Raw genomic sequence first — 16,452 nt, forward strand, 5'->3', positions numbered from 1 at the left:
AGCGGCGGGAAGTTGTGCGCCACTTGAAGGGCTCGCCCCCCACGCCCGGCGACGCTGCCGGACCCAGGAGTACACGTGACCAGCACTGAGCAGCCACCGCCGGCATCGCGAGGCCGGCAGGCCCACCCCGAACATATCGGGCATGTCGTCTTCATCACGGCCGCCGCCGCGATGGGCGGCTTCCTCTTCGGCTACGACAGCTCGGTGATCAACGGCGCCGTCGAAGCCATCCGGGACCGCTACGACATCGGCTCGGGAACGCTCGCCCAGGTCATCGCCATCGCACTGATCGGCTGCGCCGTCGGCGCCGCGACCGCCGGCCGGATCGCCGACCGTATCGGCCGTATCCGCTGTATGCAGATCGCGGCCGTGCTCTTCACCGTCAGTGCCATCGGCTCCGCTCTCCCGTTCGCCCTTTGGGACCTTGCCTTCTGGCGCATCATCGGCGGCTTCGCCATCGGCATGGCCTCGGTCATCGGCCCGGCCTATATCGCCGAGGTGTCACCGGCCGCCTACCGCGGCCGGCTCGGCTCCTTCCAGCAGGCCGCGATCGTCATCGGCATCGCCATCTCCCAGCTGGTGAACTACGCCATCCTGCAGCTCGCCGACGGCAAGCAGCGCGGCGAGATGCTCGGTATCGAGGCCTGGCAGTGGATGCTCGGCGTCATGGTCGTCCCGGCGGTGCTCTACGGACTGCTCTCCTTCGCGATCCCCGAGTCGCCCCGCTTCCTGATCTCCGTCGGAAAGATCGACAAGGCGAAGGAGGTCCTCGGCGAGGTCGAGGGCCACAAGATCGACCTGGACGCCCGCGTCGCCGAGATCGAACTCGCGATGCGCCGCGAGCACAAGTCGACCTTCAAGGACCTGCTGGGCGGCCGCTTCAACTTCCTGCCCATCGTCTGGGTGGGCATCGGACTCTCCCTCTTCCAGCAGTTCGTCGGCATCAACGTCGTCTTCTACTACTCCGCGGCGCTGTGGCAGTCGGTCGGTATCGACCCGGCCAGCTCGTTCTTCTACTCGTTCACCACGTCGATCATCAACATCATCGGCACCGTGATCGCGATGATCCTGGTCGACCGGGTCGGCCGGCGTCCGCTCGCCCTCGTCGGCTCGGCCGGCATGGCGATCGCCCTGGCCTTCGAGGCCTGGGCCTTCTCCGCCGACCTCGTCGACGGCAAGCTGCCCAGCACCCAGGGCGCCGTGGCCCTGGTCTCCGCGCATGTCTTCGTGCTCTTCTTCGCCCTCTCCTGGGGCGTCGTGGTCTGGGTCCTCCTCGGCGAGATGTTCCCGAACAGAATCCGTGCCGCCGCGCTCGGCGTCGCCGCCTCCGCGCAGTGGATCGCCAACTGGGTCATCACCGTGAGCTTCCCGAGCCTGGCGGACTGGAACCTCTCCGGCACATACATCATCTACACATTCTTCGCCGCGCTCTCGATCCCCTTCGTACTTCTGTTCGTCAAGGAGACCAAGGGCAAGGCGTTGGAGGAGATGGGCTAATCCCCGCTGCCCCGCTCCTCACCACGGAACTGCCCCGGCTCATCACATGAGCCGGGGCAGTACCGATTCGCCGCGCCGGACGGCCTCGAGGTCACGGTTGACGGGCGGTGACGGCCCTCGGCTCAGCCCTTGAGCCGAGGGAGGACGCTCTCCGCGAAGAGGTGCAGGCTGCGCCAGCCCTCGTCCAGCGGCATCCCGCCGCACAGCGGATGCAGCACCAGACTCTCCCCGCCGGTCTTCGCGCACTCGTCCGGCGTGACGATCCGGTACACACCCTCGCGCCGCAGCTCTTCGACCGTGGTGGCCCGCGACCGCACCGCCGAACGGATGTCCTTGGACTGCCAGGAGGCGTACATCCGGGCCTCGTGCAGGAAATGCTCGCCGTACTCGGCCCAGGTGCGGTCCGGGTCCTGCGCAATGTGCAGCAGCTGGGTCTTCGCCGCCGGCATCATCGTCCAGCCCTCCGTCCCGTACTCCGTGCGCCGCTCGTGGTAGTACGCCTCCAGCTCAGGCAGATGCGCGCTCGGGAAGAAGGGCAGTCCGAACCGGGCGGCGCGACGGGCCGCGGCCTGTGAGGAGCCGCCCACCAGCAGCAGCGGATGCGGCTGTGTGTACGGGCGCGGAGTGACCCGGACCGTGCGGCCGCGGTACTCGAAGGGCTCGCCGGTCCATGCCTTCAGCAGCGTCTCGAGGAGCTCGTCCTGGAGCTTGCCGCGCCGGCTCCACTCGACGCCCAACTGCTCGTACTCCGCGGGCCGGTAGCCGATGCCGGCGACCGTCACCAGCCGGCCCCCGCCGATCAGATCGAGTACGGCGATGTCCTCGGCCAGCCGAAGCGGGTCGTAGAGCGGGCCGATGATCGCGGAGACGGTGACCGCGATACGGCGTGTGGAGCCGAGGACCGAGCCGGCGAAGACGAAGGGGGAGGGCAGCCAGTTGTTGGCGGCGCCGTGGTGCTCCTCGGTCTGGATGCTGTCGATGCCGCGGTCGTCGGCGTATGCGGCCATCTCGAGCGCGGCCCGATAGCGGGCCGCGAGAGTTTCGGGCGTCGCGTCGGGATCGACGAGATTGAAGCGGGCCACTGTGAAGGCCATGGGAACGGTCCCCTCCGCCGGGTGTCCTGTGTCTTCCCGGGTGACAACCCCCGGACCCCCGGCCGGAATGCAGGTGGGCGGGGCTGAACGGGCAGCGCAGAGGGACGTTAGCTGACTGAGTGTCAGATGGACAGGGGTGCGGGCTTCGGTTCCGCGGCCGGCGTGGCCCGAACCTGCTCCCTCGTCCGCGGCAGCACCGCGTACAGCACCGCCGCGACGACGATCGTGGCCGCCCAGCCCAGCCCGTTCTTCCCGATCCATGACGAGGCGAGCGGACCGGCGAACCAGTCGACCCTGGTGAACAGCAGGCCGGTCAGCAGCGCTACGGCCCACGACACCATCGCCTGCCAGGCGAAGCCACCCCGGTACCAGTAGGCGCTGGTGCGCGTGGTGTCCATCAGCGCCTCGCCGTCGTACGTGCTCCGGCGCAGCATGTCCACGCCGAAGACGCCGATCCACGCCGAGAACGCCACGGCCAGCAGCGTCAGGAAGGAGACGAACGAACCGATGAAGCTGGTTGCCACGACCATCAGCAGGAAGCCGAAGACCAGGCTGATGACGGCGTTGATGCTGACCGCCCAGGCACGCGGGACCTTGATGCCCAGGGTCTGCGCGGTGAAGCCGGCGGAGTACATCGACATGGAGTTGATCAGCAGCATGCCGATCAGCGCGATCATCAGATACGGAACGGCGATCCACAGCGGCAGGATCTCGCCGATGAACGCGACCGGGTCGCTCGTGCCGGCCAGGTCCGGTGTGGAGACCGCCATCACCGCGCCCATCAGCACCATCGGCAGCACGACGATCCCGGCTCCGCCCACCGTTGAGCCGACCATCGCCCTGCCGGAGGCGGTGCGGGGGAGATAGCGGGTGAAGTCGGGGCCCGAGGGGACCCAGCTGATACCACCCGCCGCGATGGTCCCGATGCCCGCGACCATCATCGCCGTCGACCCGGCCGGCTTGTCGAAGACCGCGGACCATTGGGTGTTGGCGATCAGGTGGACCAGCACCAGGACGCTGAACGCGCCGAAGAGATACGTGGACCATGTACTGCAGACACGCAGGGCGTTGATGCCGAGGCCTGAGACGAGGAAGGTGCAGGCGACGAAGAGCAGCAGAGTGACGACGACCAGCGCGATGTTGCGCTTGATGCCGAAGAGCAGATCCAGCACGGTCAGTACGGCGTAGGCGCCGGTGACCGCGTTGATCGTCTCCCAGCCCCAGCGGGCGACCCAGATGAGCGAGCCGGGAAAGAGGTTTCCGCGCTGGCCGAAGACCGCCCGGGACAGGGCCATGCCGGGGGAGCCGCCGCGCTTGCCCGCGATGGAGATCAGGCCCACGATTCCGTACGAGAGGACGGGCGCCGCGGTCGCGACGACCAGCACCTGCCAGAAGTTCAGGCCGTTGAAGACGATCATCCCCGCGCCCATCGTGAGCAACAGCACGCTGATGTTGGCCGCGACCCAGGTGGGGAAGAGTTCGCGGACGTGGCCGGTGCGCTCGTCGTCGGGGACGGGTTCGAGGCCACGGGTCTCCATCGCGCCTTCGGATTCGGAGGCGTGCGGCATGAAAAAGCTCCGTACGGGAGTGGCGGGCTCCGGGGTTTCCGGGTCTCCGGGAGGAGGGTCGGCTGGGTAAAGCCAGAACCACCAGCATCGTACGTACCCCCAAAAGGTCCAAATGGAGTCCCTTGCCCTTGTGTGATCCTCCGAGGCAGTTCTGCGTGAGCGGTCGTGGTCGATACTGGGTGGGTTATGGAAATCGTCATCCTTGCTGTAGTCATCGCCCTGGTCGCGGTCGGCGCGATCAGCGGGCTCGTGGTCAGCAGCCGCAAGAAGAAGCAGCTGCCGCCCTCGGCACCGCCGAGTACGCCGACCATCACTGCCCCGCCCGCCGAGCCTCAGGTCGGCGAGGACGCCGCACCGACGGTCGAGGAACCGCGCCGCACGATCGAGGAGGTCGACCTCCCCGACACCGCCGAGGCGGTCGGTACCCCGGCCGCCGTCGAGGATCCGGTCGTCGCGGCGCCCCCCGTCCCCGAGATCGAGATCCCCGAACCGACCGCAGGCCGGCTGGTCCGCCTGCGCGCCCGCCTCGCCCGCTCCCAGAACTCCCTCGGCAAGGGGCTGCTCACGCTCCTGTCGCGCGACAACCTCGACGAGGAGACCTGGGAGGAGATCGAGGACACCCTGCTCACCGCGGATGTCGGCGTCGCGCCGACCCAGGAGCTGGTCGAGCGGCTGCGCGAGCGCGTACGGGTGCTCGGCACGCGGACCCCCCAGGAGCTGCGCTCCCTGCTGCGCGAGGAGCTGCTGCACCTCCTCGGCACCGACTTCGACCGCGCGGTGAAGACCGAGAGCGGTCTGGACACCCCGGGCGTCGTCATGGTCGTCGGCGTCAACGGCACCGGAAAGACCACGACGACCGGCAAGCTCGCGCGGGTCCTGGTCGCGGACGGCCGCTCCGTGGTGCTCGGCGCGGCGGACACGTTCCGTGCGGCGGCCGCGGACCAGCTCCAGACCTGGGGCGAACGGGTCGGCGCGCGCACGGTGCGCGGCCCCGAGGGCGGTGACCCGGCCTCGATCGCGTTCGACGCGGTCAAGGAGGGCATCGCCGAGGGCGCTGACGTCGTACTCATCGACACGGCGGGCCGGCTGCACACCAAGACGGGCCTGATGGACGAGCTCGGCAAGGTCAAGCGCGTGGTCGAGAAGCACGGCCCGCTGGACGAGATCCTGCTGGTCCTGGACGCCACGACCGGTCAGAACGGACTGGTGCAGGCGCGGGTGTTCGCGGAGGTCGTGGACATCACCGGCATCGTGCTGACCAAGCTGGACGGTACGGCCAAGGGCGGCATCGTCATCGCGGTCCAGCGCGAACTGGGCGTACCGGTGAAGCTGGTGGGCCTGGGCGAGGGGCCGGACGATCTGGCGCCGTTCGAGCCGGAGGCGTTCGTCGACGCGCTGATCGGCGAGTAGCTGTCGCCGGGTGGGTCCCTTCCCTCAGCCGGTGCTCCGCCCCGGACCCCGCGCCTCGAACGCCGGCGTGCCTGCGATTCGGGCCGTCCGGCGACAGGGCACTCCCCCCACGCCCGCTGGGCGTGGGGGGAGTAAGGGATTCGGGGACCCCGCGTCAGGGAAAGGTGCGGTGGCAGACGTACGCCAGCGTGCCCAGCAGCAGGCGCGCCTCCGGCGGTGCCGCCGCCGTGTCCAGGGACGGGTGGCGGAGCCAGCTCACGGGCCCCAGGCCCGCCTGGTCGGACGGCGGAGCCGTGATGTGGTCGCCCGGGCCCAGGCAGTGCAGGTCCAGGTCCGCGTCGTCCCAGCCCATCCGGTAGAGCAGCTCCGGCAGCTCGGCCGCCGCGCCGGTGGCGACGAAGAACTGGCAGCGGCCGTCCGGCGTCGCCGAGACCGGGCCGAGCGGGAGCCCCATCCGCTCCAGGCGCAGCAGTGCGCGGCGGCCGGCCGGGGCGGCGACGTCGAGGATGTCGAAGGTGCGGCCGACGGGCAGCAGCAGGGACGCGCCCGGCACTTCCGCCCACGCCTCGGTGACCTCGTCCAGGGTGGCGCCGGCGGGGACCTCGTCGGCGAAGCCGAGGGGGTGGGCGCCCGGGGACGTACAGTCCGGGGCGTCGCAGGAGCACCGGCCGGACGCGGCTCGCGCGCCGGGGACCACCGCCCAGCCCCACAGCCCCGTGTACTCGGCCACCACGGTGCACTCGGTCGTGCGGCCGCGGCGACGTGAGCCGGGCCTGATCTCCCTGGTCCCCCGGCTGCCGCCGATCGTGAAGCCCATGCCCCCTCCAACGGGTCGTCATCGCCGGTGGTTACGACCTGAAGTCTCCCCGTAACACTGCGTCGCAGTCGGTGAAGCTCCGGCGGCGTGCGGTTGCGCGAGGGGTGGTGCGGGCCGTGTCGCGCGCCTGTGCGTGCACCGCTCCGCTGCCTCCTGATCGTCGTATGTCAAGTGAATCGCGCCCGGCAGTAAGCGAGTTCATTCGAAGGGGTGGCGAATGGTGGCGTTTCTGGAATCGCCCTCGCTGGAGGGGTGATCGTGGGACTACTTTCAGTACTCGAACCCTGAAGTTCCGTGCACCCGTGGGTATGCCGGAGGCAACCCGGTTTCCTGTTCGATGGGGCGCAACCTCCGTACAGACAGTCTCAACTCACGGCATTCTGGTAGGGGTTCGAGTAACAGAGCAGTCAGTGGTGGATGGGGGCGTTCCCGTGGGCGGCACCGGCGCAGGCGGTACGAATACCGACAAGCGCCCGAACGAGCAGTTGAGTTCGTGGTTCGTGCGCAGTGGTTGGTCGAAGGGTGAGCTGGCACGCCAAGTGAACCGCCGGGCACGCCAGATGGGCGCGCACCACATCAGCACGGACACCTCACGCGTGCGCCGCTGGCTCGACGGCGAGCAGCCGCGTGAGCCGATCCCGCGCATCCTCTCCGAGCTGTTCTCCGAGCGTTTCGGCAGCGTCGTCGCCATCGAGGACCTCGGACTGCGCTCGGCGCACCAGTCGCCCTCGGTGTCCGGAGTGGATCTGCCCTGGGCGGGGCCGCAGACCGTCGCGCTGCTCAGCGAGTTCTCGCGCAGCGACCTGATGCTGGCGCGGCGCGGCTTCCTCGGGACCTCGCTCGCACTGGCCGCTGGCCCCGCCCTCGTCGAGCCGATGCAGCGCTGGCTGGTGCCGTCGCCGGTCGGCGAGCCGGGACAGCCGGCGCCGGGCGCCATGCGCAGGGCCTCCCGGCTCTCCAAGCCCGAGCTCGACCTGCTGGAGTGCACCACCGCGATGTTCCGCCAGTGGGACGCGCAGTGCGGCGGCGGACTGCGCCGCAAGGCGGTCGTGGGCCAACTCCACGAGGTCACCGATCTGCTGCAGGAGCCGCAGCCCGGGGAAACGGCCCAGCGGCTGTTCAAATGCGCCGCCGAGCTCGCGGAGCTGGCCGGCTGGATGAGTTACGACGTCGGCCTGCAGCCCACCGCGCAGAAGTACTTCGTACTGGCCCTGCACGCCGCCAAGGAAGCGGCCGACAAGCCGCTCGGCTCGTACATCCTGTCCTCCATGAGCCGCCAGATGATCCACCTCGGCCGGCCCGAGGACGCCCTGGAACTCATCCATCTCGCGCAGTACGGCAGCCGCGACTGCGCGACCCCGCGCACCCAGGCGATGCTGTATGCGATGGAGGCCCGCGCCTACGCCAATATGGGCCAGCCCAGCAAGTGCAAGCGAGCCGTCCGGATGGCCGAGGACACCTTCGCCGACGTCGGTCTCGACGGCGAGCCCGAGCCCGACTGGATCCGCTTCTTCTCCGAGGCCGAGCTCAACGGCGAGAACGCCCACTCGTACCGCGACCTCGCCTATGTGGCAGGCCGAAGCCCCACGTACGCCTCGCTCGCCGAGCCGGTGATGGAGCGCGCCGTCGATCTCTTCGGCAAGGACGAGGAGCACCAGCGGTCGTACGCACTCAACCTGATCGGCATGGCCACGGTCCATCTGCTGAAGAGGGAGCCCGAGCAGTCCATGGTCCTGGCCGGACGGGCGCTCACCGTCGCCAGGAAGGTCCGCTCCGAGCGGGCCAACACCCGGTTGCGCAAGACCGTCGACACGGCGGCCAGGGACTTCGGAGACGTAGCCGAAGTGGCGCACTTCACCGACGAGCTCACAGCCCGGCTCCCCGAAACCGCGGAAGCGGTCTGAGGGGGAGGCGCTCACCAGGCCCCGGCCGCGACGGTCACCCCAACAGCCCGACTCGGCTCCCCCGTGCCAGGTCAGCCGGGTGATCGTCGCGGCCGGTCGTGATGTGCGCAGAGGATACTCCGGGCCCGTTCACCCGATCCGCCTGTTCATGAGGGCGTAACACGGGGGACCCCTTCGTCACTGCGGCGAAACATCGAGCGGCATTGGCGGAAACGGCGCTGCGCCAACCTCAGGGCGCATAACCGGCCCGCCCGTATCCGCACAGGCTTCGCCCGCACGCGGCCGCACCAACGACGAGGAGACGCCGATGCCTCCAGGCATCTCGACGCTTGCAGCAGACACTCCGACGCTGTCCGCCGCCAACACCGGCTTTATGCTCATCTGCTCCGCCCTGGTGATGATCATGACTCCGGGCCTGGCCTTCTTCTACGGAGGCATGGTCCGGGTCAAGAGCACCCTCAACATGCTGATGATGAGCTTCATCAGCCTCGGCATCGTCACGATCCTGTGGGTGCTGTACGGCTTCAGCGCCGCCTTCGGCACGGACAAGGGCGGCTTCATCGGCTGGACCTCGGACTATGTCGGACTGAGCGGCATCGGGATCACCCAGCTGTGGGACGGCTACACCATCCCGGTGTATGTCTTCGCCGTCTTCCAGCTGATGTTCGCGATCATCACGCCCGCACTGATAAGTGGTGCGCTCGCGGACCGCGTGAAGTTCACCGCCTGGGCGCTGTTCGTGGCGCTGTGGGTCACCGTCGTCTACTTCCCGGTCGCGCACTGGGTATGGGGCGCCGGCGGCTGGCTCTTCGAACTCGGCGTCATCGACTTCGCCGGCGGTACGGCCGTCCACATCAACGCGGGTGCCGCGGCCCTCGGTGTGATCCTCGTCATCGGCAAGCGCGTCGGCTTCAAGAAGGACCCGATGCGGCCGCACAGCCTGCCGCTGGTGATGCTCGGTGCCGGGCTCCTGTGGTTCGGCTGGTTCGGCTTCAACGCCGGCTCGTGGCTCGGCAACGACGACGGCGTCGGCGCGGTGATGTTCGTCAACACCCAGGTCGCCACCGCCGCCGCGATGCTCGCCTGGCTGGCGTACGAGAAGATCCGCCACGGCGCCTTCACCACGCTGGGTGCCGCCTCCGGCGCCGTCGCCGGCCTGGTCGCCATCACCCCGTCCGGTGGCTCCTGCTCGCCGCTCGGCGCGATCGGGATCGGCGCCATCGCCGGTGTGCTCTGCGCCATGGCCGTCGGTCTGAAGTTCAAGTTCGGCTACGACGACTCCCTCGATGTCGTCGGCGTCCACCTCGTCGGCGGTGTCGCCGGCTCGCTGCTCGTCGGTCTCTTCGCCACCGGTGGCGTCCAGTCCGACGCCAAGGGCCTCCTCTACGGCGGCGGCTTCGACCAACTCGGCAAGCAGGCCGTCGGTGTCTTCGCGGTACTGGCCTACTCTCTGGTTGTCTCGGCGATCCTCGCCTTCCTCCTCGACAAGACGATCGGCATGCGGGTCGACGAGGACGTAGAGGTCTCCGGTATCGACCAGGATGAGCACGCCGAGACGGCGTACGACTTCAGCGGCGCGGGCGGCGGTGCAGGCTCCCGCAAGGCCGTACCCACGCCGAGTGATGCCGTGGCAGCCGCAGGACCGACCAAGAAGGTGGACGCATGAAGCTCATCACCGCAGTCGTGAAGCCACACCGGCTGGACGAGATCAAGGAGGCCCTGCAGGCCTTCGGCGTCCAGGGGCTCACGGTCACGGAGGCCAGCGGATACGGCCGCCAGCGCGGCCACACCGAGGTCTACCGCGGCGCGGAGTACACCGTCGACCTGGTCCCGAAGATCCGCATCGAGGTGCTGGTCGAGGACGACGAGGCCGAACAGCTCATCGACGTCGTCGTCAAGGCGGCCCGCACCGGCAAGATCGGTGACGGCAAGGTGTGGAGCGTGCCGGTCGACACGGCGGTACGGGTGCGGACCGGCGAACGCGGACCTGACGCACTGTAACCGCTCGACAGAAACAGGAGCTGCTGGGTGACGAGCCTCGAAGTGACCACCGAAGCGGAAGACTCGGGACCCAGCGGCTATGCGGCGGCCCGGCTGCGCCTTCTCAGTGAGAAGGAGCGGTCCGGGCCGCCGCGCCGTGCCGCCCTGGCCAAGCTGACCGACGACTGGCTGTCCGCGCTGTTCACCACCGCCGCTCTGGAGGCCGGGGTACGGGGCGCGGCACTCGTCGCCGTCGGCGGCTACGGGCGCGGCGAACTGTCGCCGCGCAGCGACCTCGATCTGCTCCTGCTGCACGACGGGAGCGCGGACGCAGGCGCGATCGCCACTCTCGCCGACCGGATCTGGTACCCGGTGTGGGATCTGGGGCTGGCCCTCGACCACTCCGTACGCACTCCGGCCGAGGCCCGCAAGACGGCGGGCGAGGACCTCAAGGTCCAGCTCGGGCTGCTGGACGCGCGGCCGGTCGTGGGCGATCTGGGGCTGGTGACCGGGCTGCGTACCGCCGTACTGGCCGACTGGCGCAACCAGGCGCCCAAGCGGCTGCCCGAGCTGGACGAACTGTGCCGTGAACGGGCCGAGCGCCAGGGCGAGCTGCAGTTCCTCCTCGAACCCGACCTCAAGGAGGCGCGGGGCGGGCTGCGGGACGCCACCGCGCTGCGCGCCGTCGCCGCTTCCTGGCTCGCCGACGCGCCGCGCGAGGGCCTCGCCGAGGCCCGCAGGCGGCTGCTGGACGCGCGGGACGCGCTGCATCTGGCCACCGGCCGGGCCACCGACCGGCTCGCGCTCCAGGAGCAGGACCAGGTGGCCACCGAGCTCGGTCTGCTGGACGCCGACGCACTGCTGCGGCAGGTCTACGAGGCGGCGCGCACCATCTCGTACGCCGCGGATGTCACCTGGCGGGAAGTGAACCGGGTGCTCAGGGCACGGTCCCTGCGGCCGCGGCTGCGGGCGATGCTGAGCGGCGGGCGCGGTCCGCAGCCCGAGCGCAGCCCGCTCGCCGAGGGTGTCGTCGAACAGGACGGCGAGGTGGTGCTTGCCCGCGCCGCACGCCCGGAACGCGACGCGGTGCTCCCGCTGCGGGCCGCTGCCGCCGCTGCCCAGTCCGGGCTGCCGATCTCCCTGCACGCCGTACGCCGGCTCGCCGCCACCGCGCGGCCACTGCCGGTGCCGTGGCCCGCCGAGGCCCGCGAGGAGCTCGTCACCCTGCTCGGCGCGGGGGAGTCGACGGTCGCGGTCTGGGAGGCGCTGGAGGCCGAGGGCCTGATCACCCAGCTGCTTCCCGACTGGGAGCGCGTACGGTGCCGGCCGCAGCGCAACCCCGTGCACACCTGGACCGTTGACCGCCACCTCGTCGAGGCGGCGGTCAAGGCCTCGTCCCTCACCCGCCGCGTCGGCCGTCCCGACCTGCTGCTGGTCGCGGCCCTGCTGCACGACATCGGGAAGGGCTGGCCCGGCGACCACTCGGTGGCCGGCGAGACCATCGCCAAGGACCTCGCGGCCCGGATCGGATTCGACCGTGCCGACGTGGCCGTCATCGCCACGCTCGTACGCCACCACCTGCTGCTCATCGAAACGGCGACCCGGCGCGATCTGGACGACCCGGCGACCGTCGCCTCGGTCGCCTCCGTCGTGGGCTCGGCGGCCACCCTCGAGCTGCTGCACGCCCTCACCGAGGCCGATGCCCTCGCCACCGGACCCGCGGCCTGGTCGTCCTGGCGCGGTTCGCTGGTCGCGGACCTGGTGACACGGGTCGCCGCGGTTCTGGCCGGCGACGCCCCGCCCGAGCCGGAGCCCGCCGCGCCCAGCGCCGAGCAGGAACGGCTCGCCATCGAGGCGCTGCGCACCGGTGAGCCGGTGCTCGCGCTGCATGCTCAGACCGAGCGCCCCGAGCAGCCCCAGGACCCGGACCAGCCCGAAGCCGTCGGCGTGGAACTGCTGATCGCCCTGCCCGACCAGCCGGGTGTGCTGCCCGCCGCGGCCGGTGTGCTCGCTCTGCACCGGCTGACGGTCCGCGCCGCCGATCTGCGCTCCATCGACCTGCCCACCGAACTCGGCGAGCTCTCCGGAGTACTGCTGCTGAGCTGGCGGGTGGCGGCCGAGTACGGCTCGCTGCCGCAGGCCGCCCGGCTCCGTGCCGATCTCGTACGGGCGCTGGACGGGACGCTGGACATTCCGGCAAGACTCGCCGAACGCGAGGCCGCGTACCCGCGCCGGCGCGGGGTCAAGGCCCCGCCGCCGCGGGTGACCGTGGCCGCCGCGGGCTCCCGGCTCGCGACGGTGATCGAGGTCCGTGCCCAGGACGCACCCGGACTGCTGCACCGGATCGGCCGCGCGCTGGACGAGGCGGCGGTACGCGTCCGCAGCGCCCATGTCTCCACACTGGGCGCGAACGCCGTCGACGCCTTCTATGTAACGGGCCTGGAAGGGGCGCCGCTGCCCCCGGAACAGGCCTCCGAGACCGCCCGTGCGCTCGAGGCGATGCTGCGCGCCTGAGGTGAGACCGGCCACGGAGCAGACCTCACCGCGCGCGGCCGGATACCCTGGGGGACACTGTCCGCCCGCTCCCGACCCGAGGATCCGCGACCACCGTGTTCGACACCCTCTCCGACCGCCTTGCCGCGACATTCAAGAATCTCCGGGGCAAGGGCCGCCTGTCCGAGGCGGACATCGACGCCACGGCGCGCGAGATCCGTATCGCGCTGCTCGAAGCGGACGTGGCGCTGCCCGTCGTCCGGGCCTTCATCAAGCAGGTCAAGGAGCGTGCCGCCGGCTCCGAGGTCTCGCAGGCGCTGAACCCCGCCCAGCAGGTCATCAAGATCGTCAACGAGGAGCTCATCGGCATCCTCGGTGGCGAGACCCGCCGCCTCCGTTTCGCCAAGCAGCCGCCGACCGTGATCATGCTCGCGGGTCTGCAGGGTGCGGGTAAGACGACGCTGGCCGGAAAGCTGGGTCTCTGGCTCAAGGGCCAGGGGCACTCGCCGCTCCTCGTCGCCTGTGACCTGCAGCGTCCCAATGCCGTCAACCAGCTCGCCGTCGTCGCCGAGCGAGCGGGCGTTTCGGTGTACGCGCCGGAGCCCGGCAACGGCGTCGGCGACCCGGTCAAGGTCGCCAAGGACTCCATCGAGCACGCCAAGGCCAAGCAGTACGACGTGGTCATCGTCGACACCGCGGGCCGCCTCGGTATCGACCAGGAGCTGATGCAGCAGGCCGCGGACATCCGCGACGCCGTCAGCCCCGACGAGGTTCTCTTCGTCGTCGACGCGATGATCGGTCAGGACGCGGTCAACACCGCGGAGGCCTTCCGCGACGGCGTCGGCTTCGACGGCGTGGTGCTGTCCAAGCTCGACGGTGACGCCCGCGGTGGTGCCGCGCTCTCCGTCGCGCATGTCACCGGCCGCCAGGTCATGTTCGCCTCCAACGGCGAGAAGCTGGACGACTTCGACGCGTTCCACCCGGACCGCATGGCGTCCCGCATCCTCGGCATGGGCGACATGCTCAGCCTGATCGAGAAGGCCGAGCAGACCTTCAGCCAGGAAGAGGCCGCCAAAATGGCCTCCAAGCTGGCGAGCAGCAAGGGCAAGGACTTCACGCTCGACGACTTCCTGGCGCAGATGGAGCAGGTCAGGAAGATGGGCTCCATCTCCAAGCTGCTCGGGATGCTGCCCGGCATGGGTCAGATCAAGGACCAGATCAACAACATCGACGACCGGGACGTGGACCGTATCTCCGCGATCATCAAGTCGATGACCCCGGCCGAGCGCCATGACCCGACGATCATCAACGGTTCGCGCCGGGCCCGTGTCGCCAAGGGTTCCGGTGTCGAGGTCAGCGCCGTGAAGGGCCTGGTGGAGCGCTTCTTCGAGGCCCGCAAGATGATGTCGAAGATGGCCCAGGGTGGCGGAATGCCGGGTATGCCCGGGATGCCGGGCATGGGTGGCGGTCCCGGTCGTCAGAAGAAGCAGATCAAGCAGGCCAAGGGCAAGCGCAAGAGCGGTAACCCCATGAAGCGCAAGGCCGAGGAGCAGGCGGCAGCGGCGCGCCGCGAGCAGGCGGCGCAGGGTGGGGCGCTCGGGCTTCCGGCCGGCGAGCCGGGCAATGACTTCGAGCTGCCGGACGAGTTCAAGAAGTTCATGGGCTGAGATTTCCTTTGGTCGGTACGTCGGTGTGGGCACTCGCCAGAGCGGGTGCCCACACCGCTTTTCTGGCTTAACGTCCGGATATGAGCAACGCCGTGCCGCCGCGTCGGAGCCCGGACAAGCCGTGGCGCTCCGAGGGGGCGCCACTGTCCCCTCCGCCCGGGAAGAAGATGCCCGGCGGCTGGGGCGGACTGATTCTCGCCGCGCTCGCCGTCTATCTGATCGCCAACGTGCTGCTGTCCTTCTTCGGCAGGGGCGGCGAGCCGGCCATCTCGTACACGGAGTTCACCAAGCAGGTCGCGGCCGGGAACGTCTCGAAGATCTACGCCAAGGGCGACTCGATCCAGGGGCAGCTCAGGAAGAAGTCGCCGCTCGGCGACGGCAAGGGCGAGTACTCGGAGTTCAGAACCCAGCGGCCGGCCTTCGCCGACGACAACCTCTGGGACGAGCTGAGCAAGCACAACGTCACCGTGACGGCGGAGCCGGTCATCGTGCAGCGCAGCTTCCTGGCCAATCTGCTGCTCTCACTCGTGCCGATGGCGCTGCTGATCCTGCTGTGGGTGCTCGCCGCCCGGCGGTTGGGCGCGCCGGCGGGCGGCGGCGCGTTCGGGCGCAGCGCTCCGCCCGAGCCGGTCGAGGTCGAGCCGGGAAAGCGCACGGCCTTCGACGACGTCGCCGGGATCGATGAGGTCAAGGGCGAGCTCAGTGGCATCGTCGACTTCCTCAAGAACCCGCAGGTGTACCGGAGGATGGGCGCGAGGATGCCGGGCGGGGTGCTGCTTGCAGGGCCGCCCGGGACCGGGAAGACGCTGCTCGCGCGGGCGGTGGCGGGCGAGGCCGGGGTGCCGTTCTTCTCTGCGTCCGCCTCGGAGTTCATCGAGATGATCGTCGGCGTCGGCGCGAGCCGGGTCCGCGAACTCTTCGCCGAGGCGGGCAAGGTGGCCCCCGCGATCGTCTTCATCGACGAGATCGACACGATCGGGCGAGCGCATGGCACGGGCGCGGGTCTCGGCGGCCACGACGAGCGCGAGCAGACGCTCAACCAGATCCTCACCGAGATGGACGGCCTCAGCGGCTCGGAGGGCGTGGTCGTACTCGCCGCCACCAACCGCGCAGACGTCCTCGACCCCGCGCTGACCCGGCCCGGCCGCTTCGACCGGATCGTCCAGGTCTCGCCGCCCGACCGGGCCGGTCGCGCCGCCATCCTGAAGATCCACACCCGGAGGATGCCACGGGCCAAGGACGTGGACCTGGGCCGGATCGCGGGTGCGACACCAGGGATGACGGGCGCGGATCTGGCCAGCATGGTGAACGAAGCGGCGCTCATCGCGGTCAGACGCAAGCAGCCGGAGGTCACCCAGGCCGACCTCTGGACCGCCCTGGAGAAGGTCCAGCTCGGGACGGAACGGCCGCTGGTCATGCCGGCGGAGGAGCGCAGACGTACCGCCTACCACGAGAGCGGGCACGCGTTGCTGGGCATGCTCCAGCCGGGCGCGGACCCCGTACGCAAGGTCACCATCGTGCCGCGCGGCCGGGCCCTGGGCGTCGCGCTGTCCACCTCCGACGCGGACAGATACGCGTACACCGAGGAGTACCTGCGCGGCCGCATTGTGGGTGCGCTGGGCGGCATGGCGGCCGAGCACGTGGTCTTCGACGTGATCACGACGGGCTCGGAGAGCGACCTGGAGCAGGTCACCCGGCTGGCCCGGGGCATGGTCGGCCGCTGGGGAATGAGCGAGCGGGTGGGCAGACTCACCGCGATCCCGCCCGACGTCCAGCAGCCGTACGGGCTCGCCGCGGCACCCGCGACGCTGGACGTGGTGGACCACGAGATGCGCCGGATAGTGGACGAGTGCTACGAGAGCGCGTGCCGTCAACTCCGCGAACACCGCGGCAAACTGGACGCACTGGCACAGGCGCTCCTGGAGGCCGAAACCCTGGACGAGGACGAGGCGTACCGCGCGGCGGCAATCCCACCCCCCGGCAAGGAGACATAAAGCCTCCGGCGGACCCGGGCCGGTTCCC

Annotated in this window: 11 protein-coding genes; 8 read left to right on the forward strand and 3 right to left on the reverse strand. The window is 70.1% G+C overall.

Going from position 1 to position 16,452, the window contains the following annotated elements; genetic code table 11:
- Positions 1–75: 75 nt before the first annotated feature.
- Positions 76–1,497, forward strand: coding sequence for a sugar porter family MFS transporter (locus tag OG966_RS29070; RefSeq protein ID WP_326652875.1), 1,422 nt, complete (start codon positions 76–78; stop codon positions 1,495–1,497).
- Positions 1,498–1,619: 122 nt separating this feature from the next.
- On the opposite strand, the gene OG966_RS29075 is transcribed toward OG966_RS29070, so the two are convergent.
- Positions 1,620–2,591, reverse strand: coding sequence for an LLM class flavin-dependent oxidoreductase (locus OG966_RS29075; RefSeq protein WP_326652876.1), 972 nt, complete (start codon positions 2,589–2,591; stop codon positions 1,620–1,622).
- Between the two features lie 122 nt (positions 2,592–2,713).
- Entirely contained in the window at positions 2,714–4,159 is a 1,446-nt protein-coding gene (locus OG966_RS29080) for a cytosine permease (RefSeq protein WP_326652877.1), read from the reverse strand.
- Positions 4,160–4,345: 186 nt separating this feature from the next.
- On the opposite strand from OG966_RS29080, the gene ftsY reads away from it, so the two are divergent.
- On the forward strand, positions 4,346–5,569 hold the full coding sequence (gene ftsY / locus OG966_RS29085; protein ID WP_326652878.1) for a signal recognition particle-docking protein FtsY: 1,224 nt from the start codon (positions 4,346–4,348) through the stop codon (positions 5,567–5,569).
- A 154-nt stretch (positions 5,570–5,723) separates the two neighbouring features.
- On the opposite strand, the gene OG966_RS29090 is transcribed toward ftsY, so the two are convergent.
- Entirely contained in the window at positions 5,724–6,386 is a 663-nt protein-coding gene (locus OG966_RS29090; RefSeq protein ID WP_326652879.1) for a bifunctional DNA primase/polymerase, read from the reverse strand.
- Between the two features lie 431 nt (positions 6,387–6,817).
- Between OG966_RS29090 and nsdA the strand changes: the two genes are divergently transcribed.
- From nsdA to ftsH, 6 genes are all read left to right on the forward strand, one after another.
- Positions 6,818–8,290, forward strand: coding sequence for a transcriptional repressor NsdA (nsdA, locus tag OG966_RS29095; RefSeq protein ID WP_326652880.1), 1,473 nt, complete (start codon positions 6,818–6,820; stop codon positions 8,288–8,290).
- 307 nt (positions 8,291–8,597) lie between these two features.
- A complete protein-coding gene (locus tag OG966_RS29100) occupies positions 8,598–9,956 on the forward strand; it encodes an ammonium transporter (protein WP_326652881.1) in 1,359 nt (452 codons plus the stop codon).
- On the forward strand, positions 9,953–10,291 hold the full coding sequence (locus OG966_RS29105; protein WP_326652882.1) for a P-II family nitrogen regulator: 339 nt from the start codon (positions 9,953–9,955) through the stop codon (positions 10,289–10,291). Before OG966_RS29100 ends, OG966_RS29105 begins: the two co-directional genes overlap by 4 nt.
- A gap of 27 nt (positions 10,292–10,318) precedes the next feature.
- On the forward strand, positions 10,319–12,784 hold the full coding sequence (locus tag OG966_RS29110; protein WP_326652884.1) for a [protein-PII] uridylyltransferase: 2,466 nt from the start codon (positions 10,319–10,321) through the stop codon (positions 12,782–12,784).
- Between the two features lie 95 nt (positions 12,785–12,879).
- A complete protein-coding gene (gene ffh, locus OG966_RS29115; RefSeq protein WP_326652885.1) occupies positions 12,880–14,430 on the forward strand; it encodes a signal recognition particle protein in 1,551 nt (516 codons plus the stop codon).
- 80 nt (positions 14,431–14,510) lie between these two features.
- On the forward strand, positions 14,511–16,424 hold the full coding sequence (gene ftsH / locus OG966_RS29120; protein WP_326652886.1) for an ATP-dependent zinc metalloprotease FtsH: 1,914 nt from the start codon (positions 14,511–14,513) through the stop codon (positions 16,422–16,424).
- Positions 16,425–16,452 lie beyond the last annotated feature (28 nt).

The organism is Streptomyces sp. NBC_01750, assembly GCF_035918095.1.
GTDB lineage: Bacteria > Actinomycetota > Actinomycetes > Streptomycetales > Streptomycetaceae > Streptomyces.

Coding starts and splice junctions, on each gene's coding strand:
- OG966_RS29075 (WP_326652876.1), bottom strand. CDS start 2,591: ATGGCCTTCACAGTGGCCCGCTTCAATCTCGTCGATCCCGACGCGACG.
- ftsH (WP_326652886.1), top strand. CDS start 14,511: ATGAGCAACGCCGTGCCGCCGCGTCGGAGCCCGGACAAGCCGTGGCGC.
- OG966_RS29080 (WP_326652877.1), bottom strand. CDS start 4,159: ATGCCGCACGCCTCCGAATCCGAAGGCGCGATGGAGACCCGTGGCCTC.
- OG966_RS29100 (WP_326652881.1), top strand. CDS start 8,598: ATGCCTCCAGGCATCTCGACGCTTGCAGCAGACACTCCGACGCTGTCC.
- ftsY (WP_326652878.1), top strand. CDS start 4,346: ATGGAAATCGTCATCCTTGCTGTAGTCATCGCCCTGGTCGCGGTCGGC.
- OG966_RS29090 (WP_326652879.1), bottom strand. CDS start 6,386: ATGGGCTTCACGATCGGCGGCAGCCGGGGGACCAGGGAGATCAGGCCC.
- OG966_RS29105 (WP_326652882.1), top strand. CDS start 9,953: ATGAAGCTCATCACCGCAGTCGTGAAGCCACACCGGCTGGACGAGATC.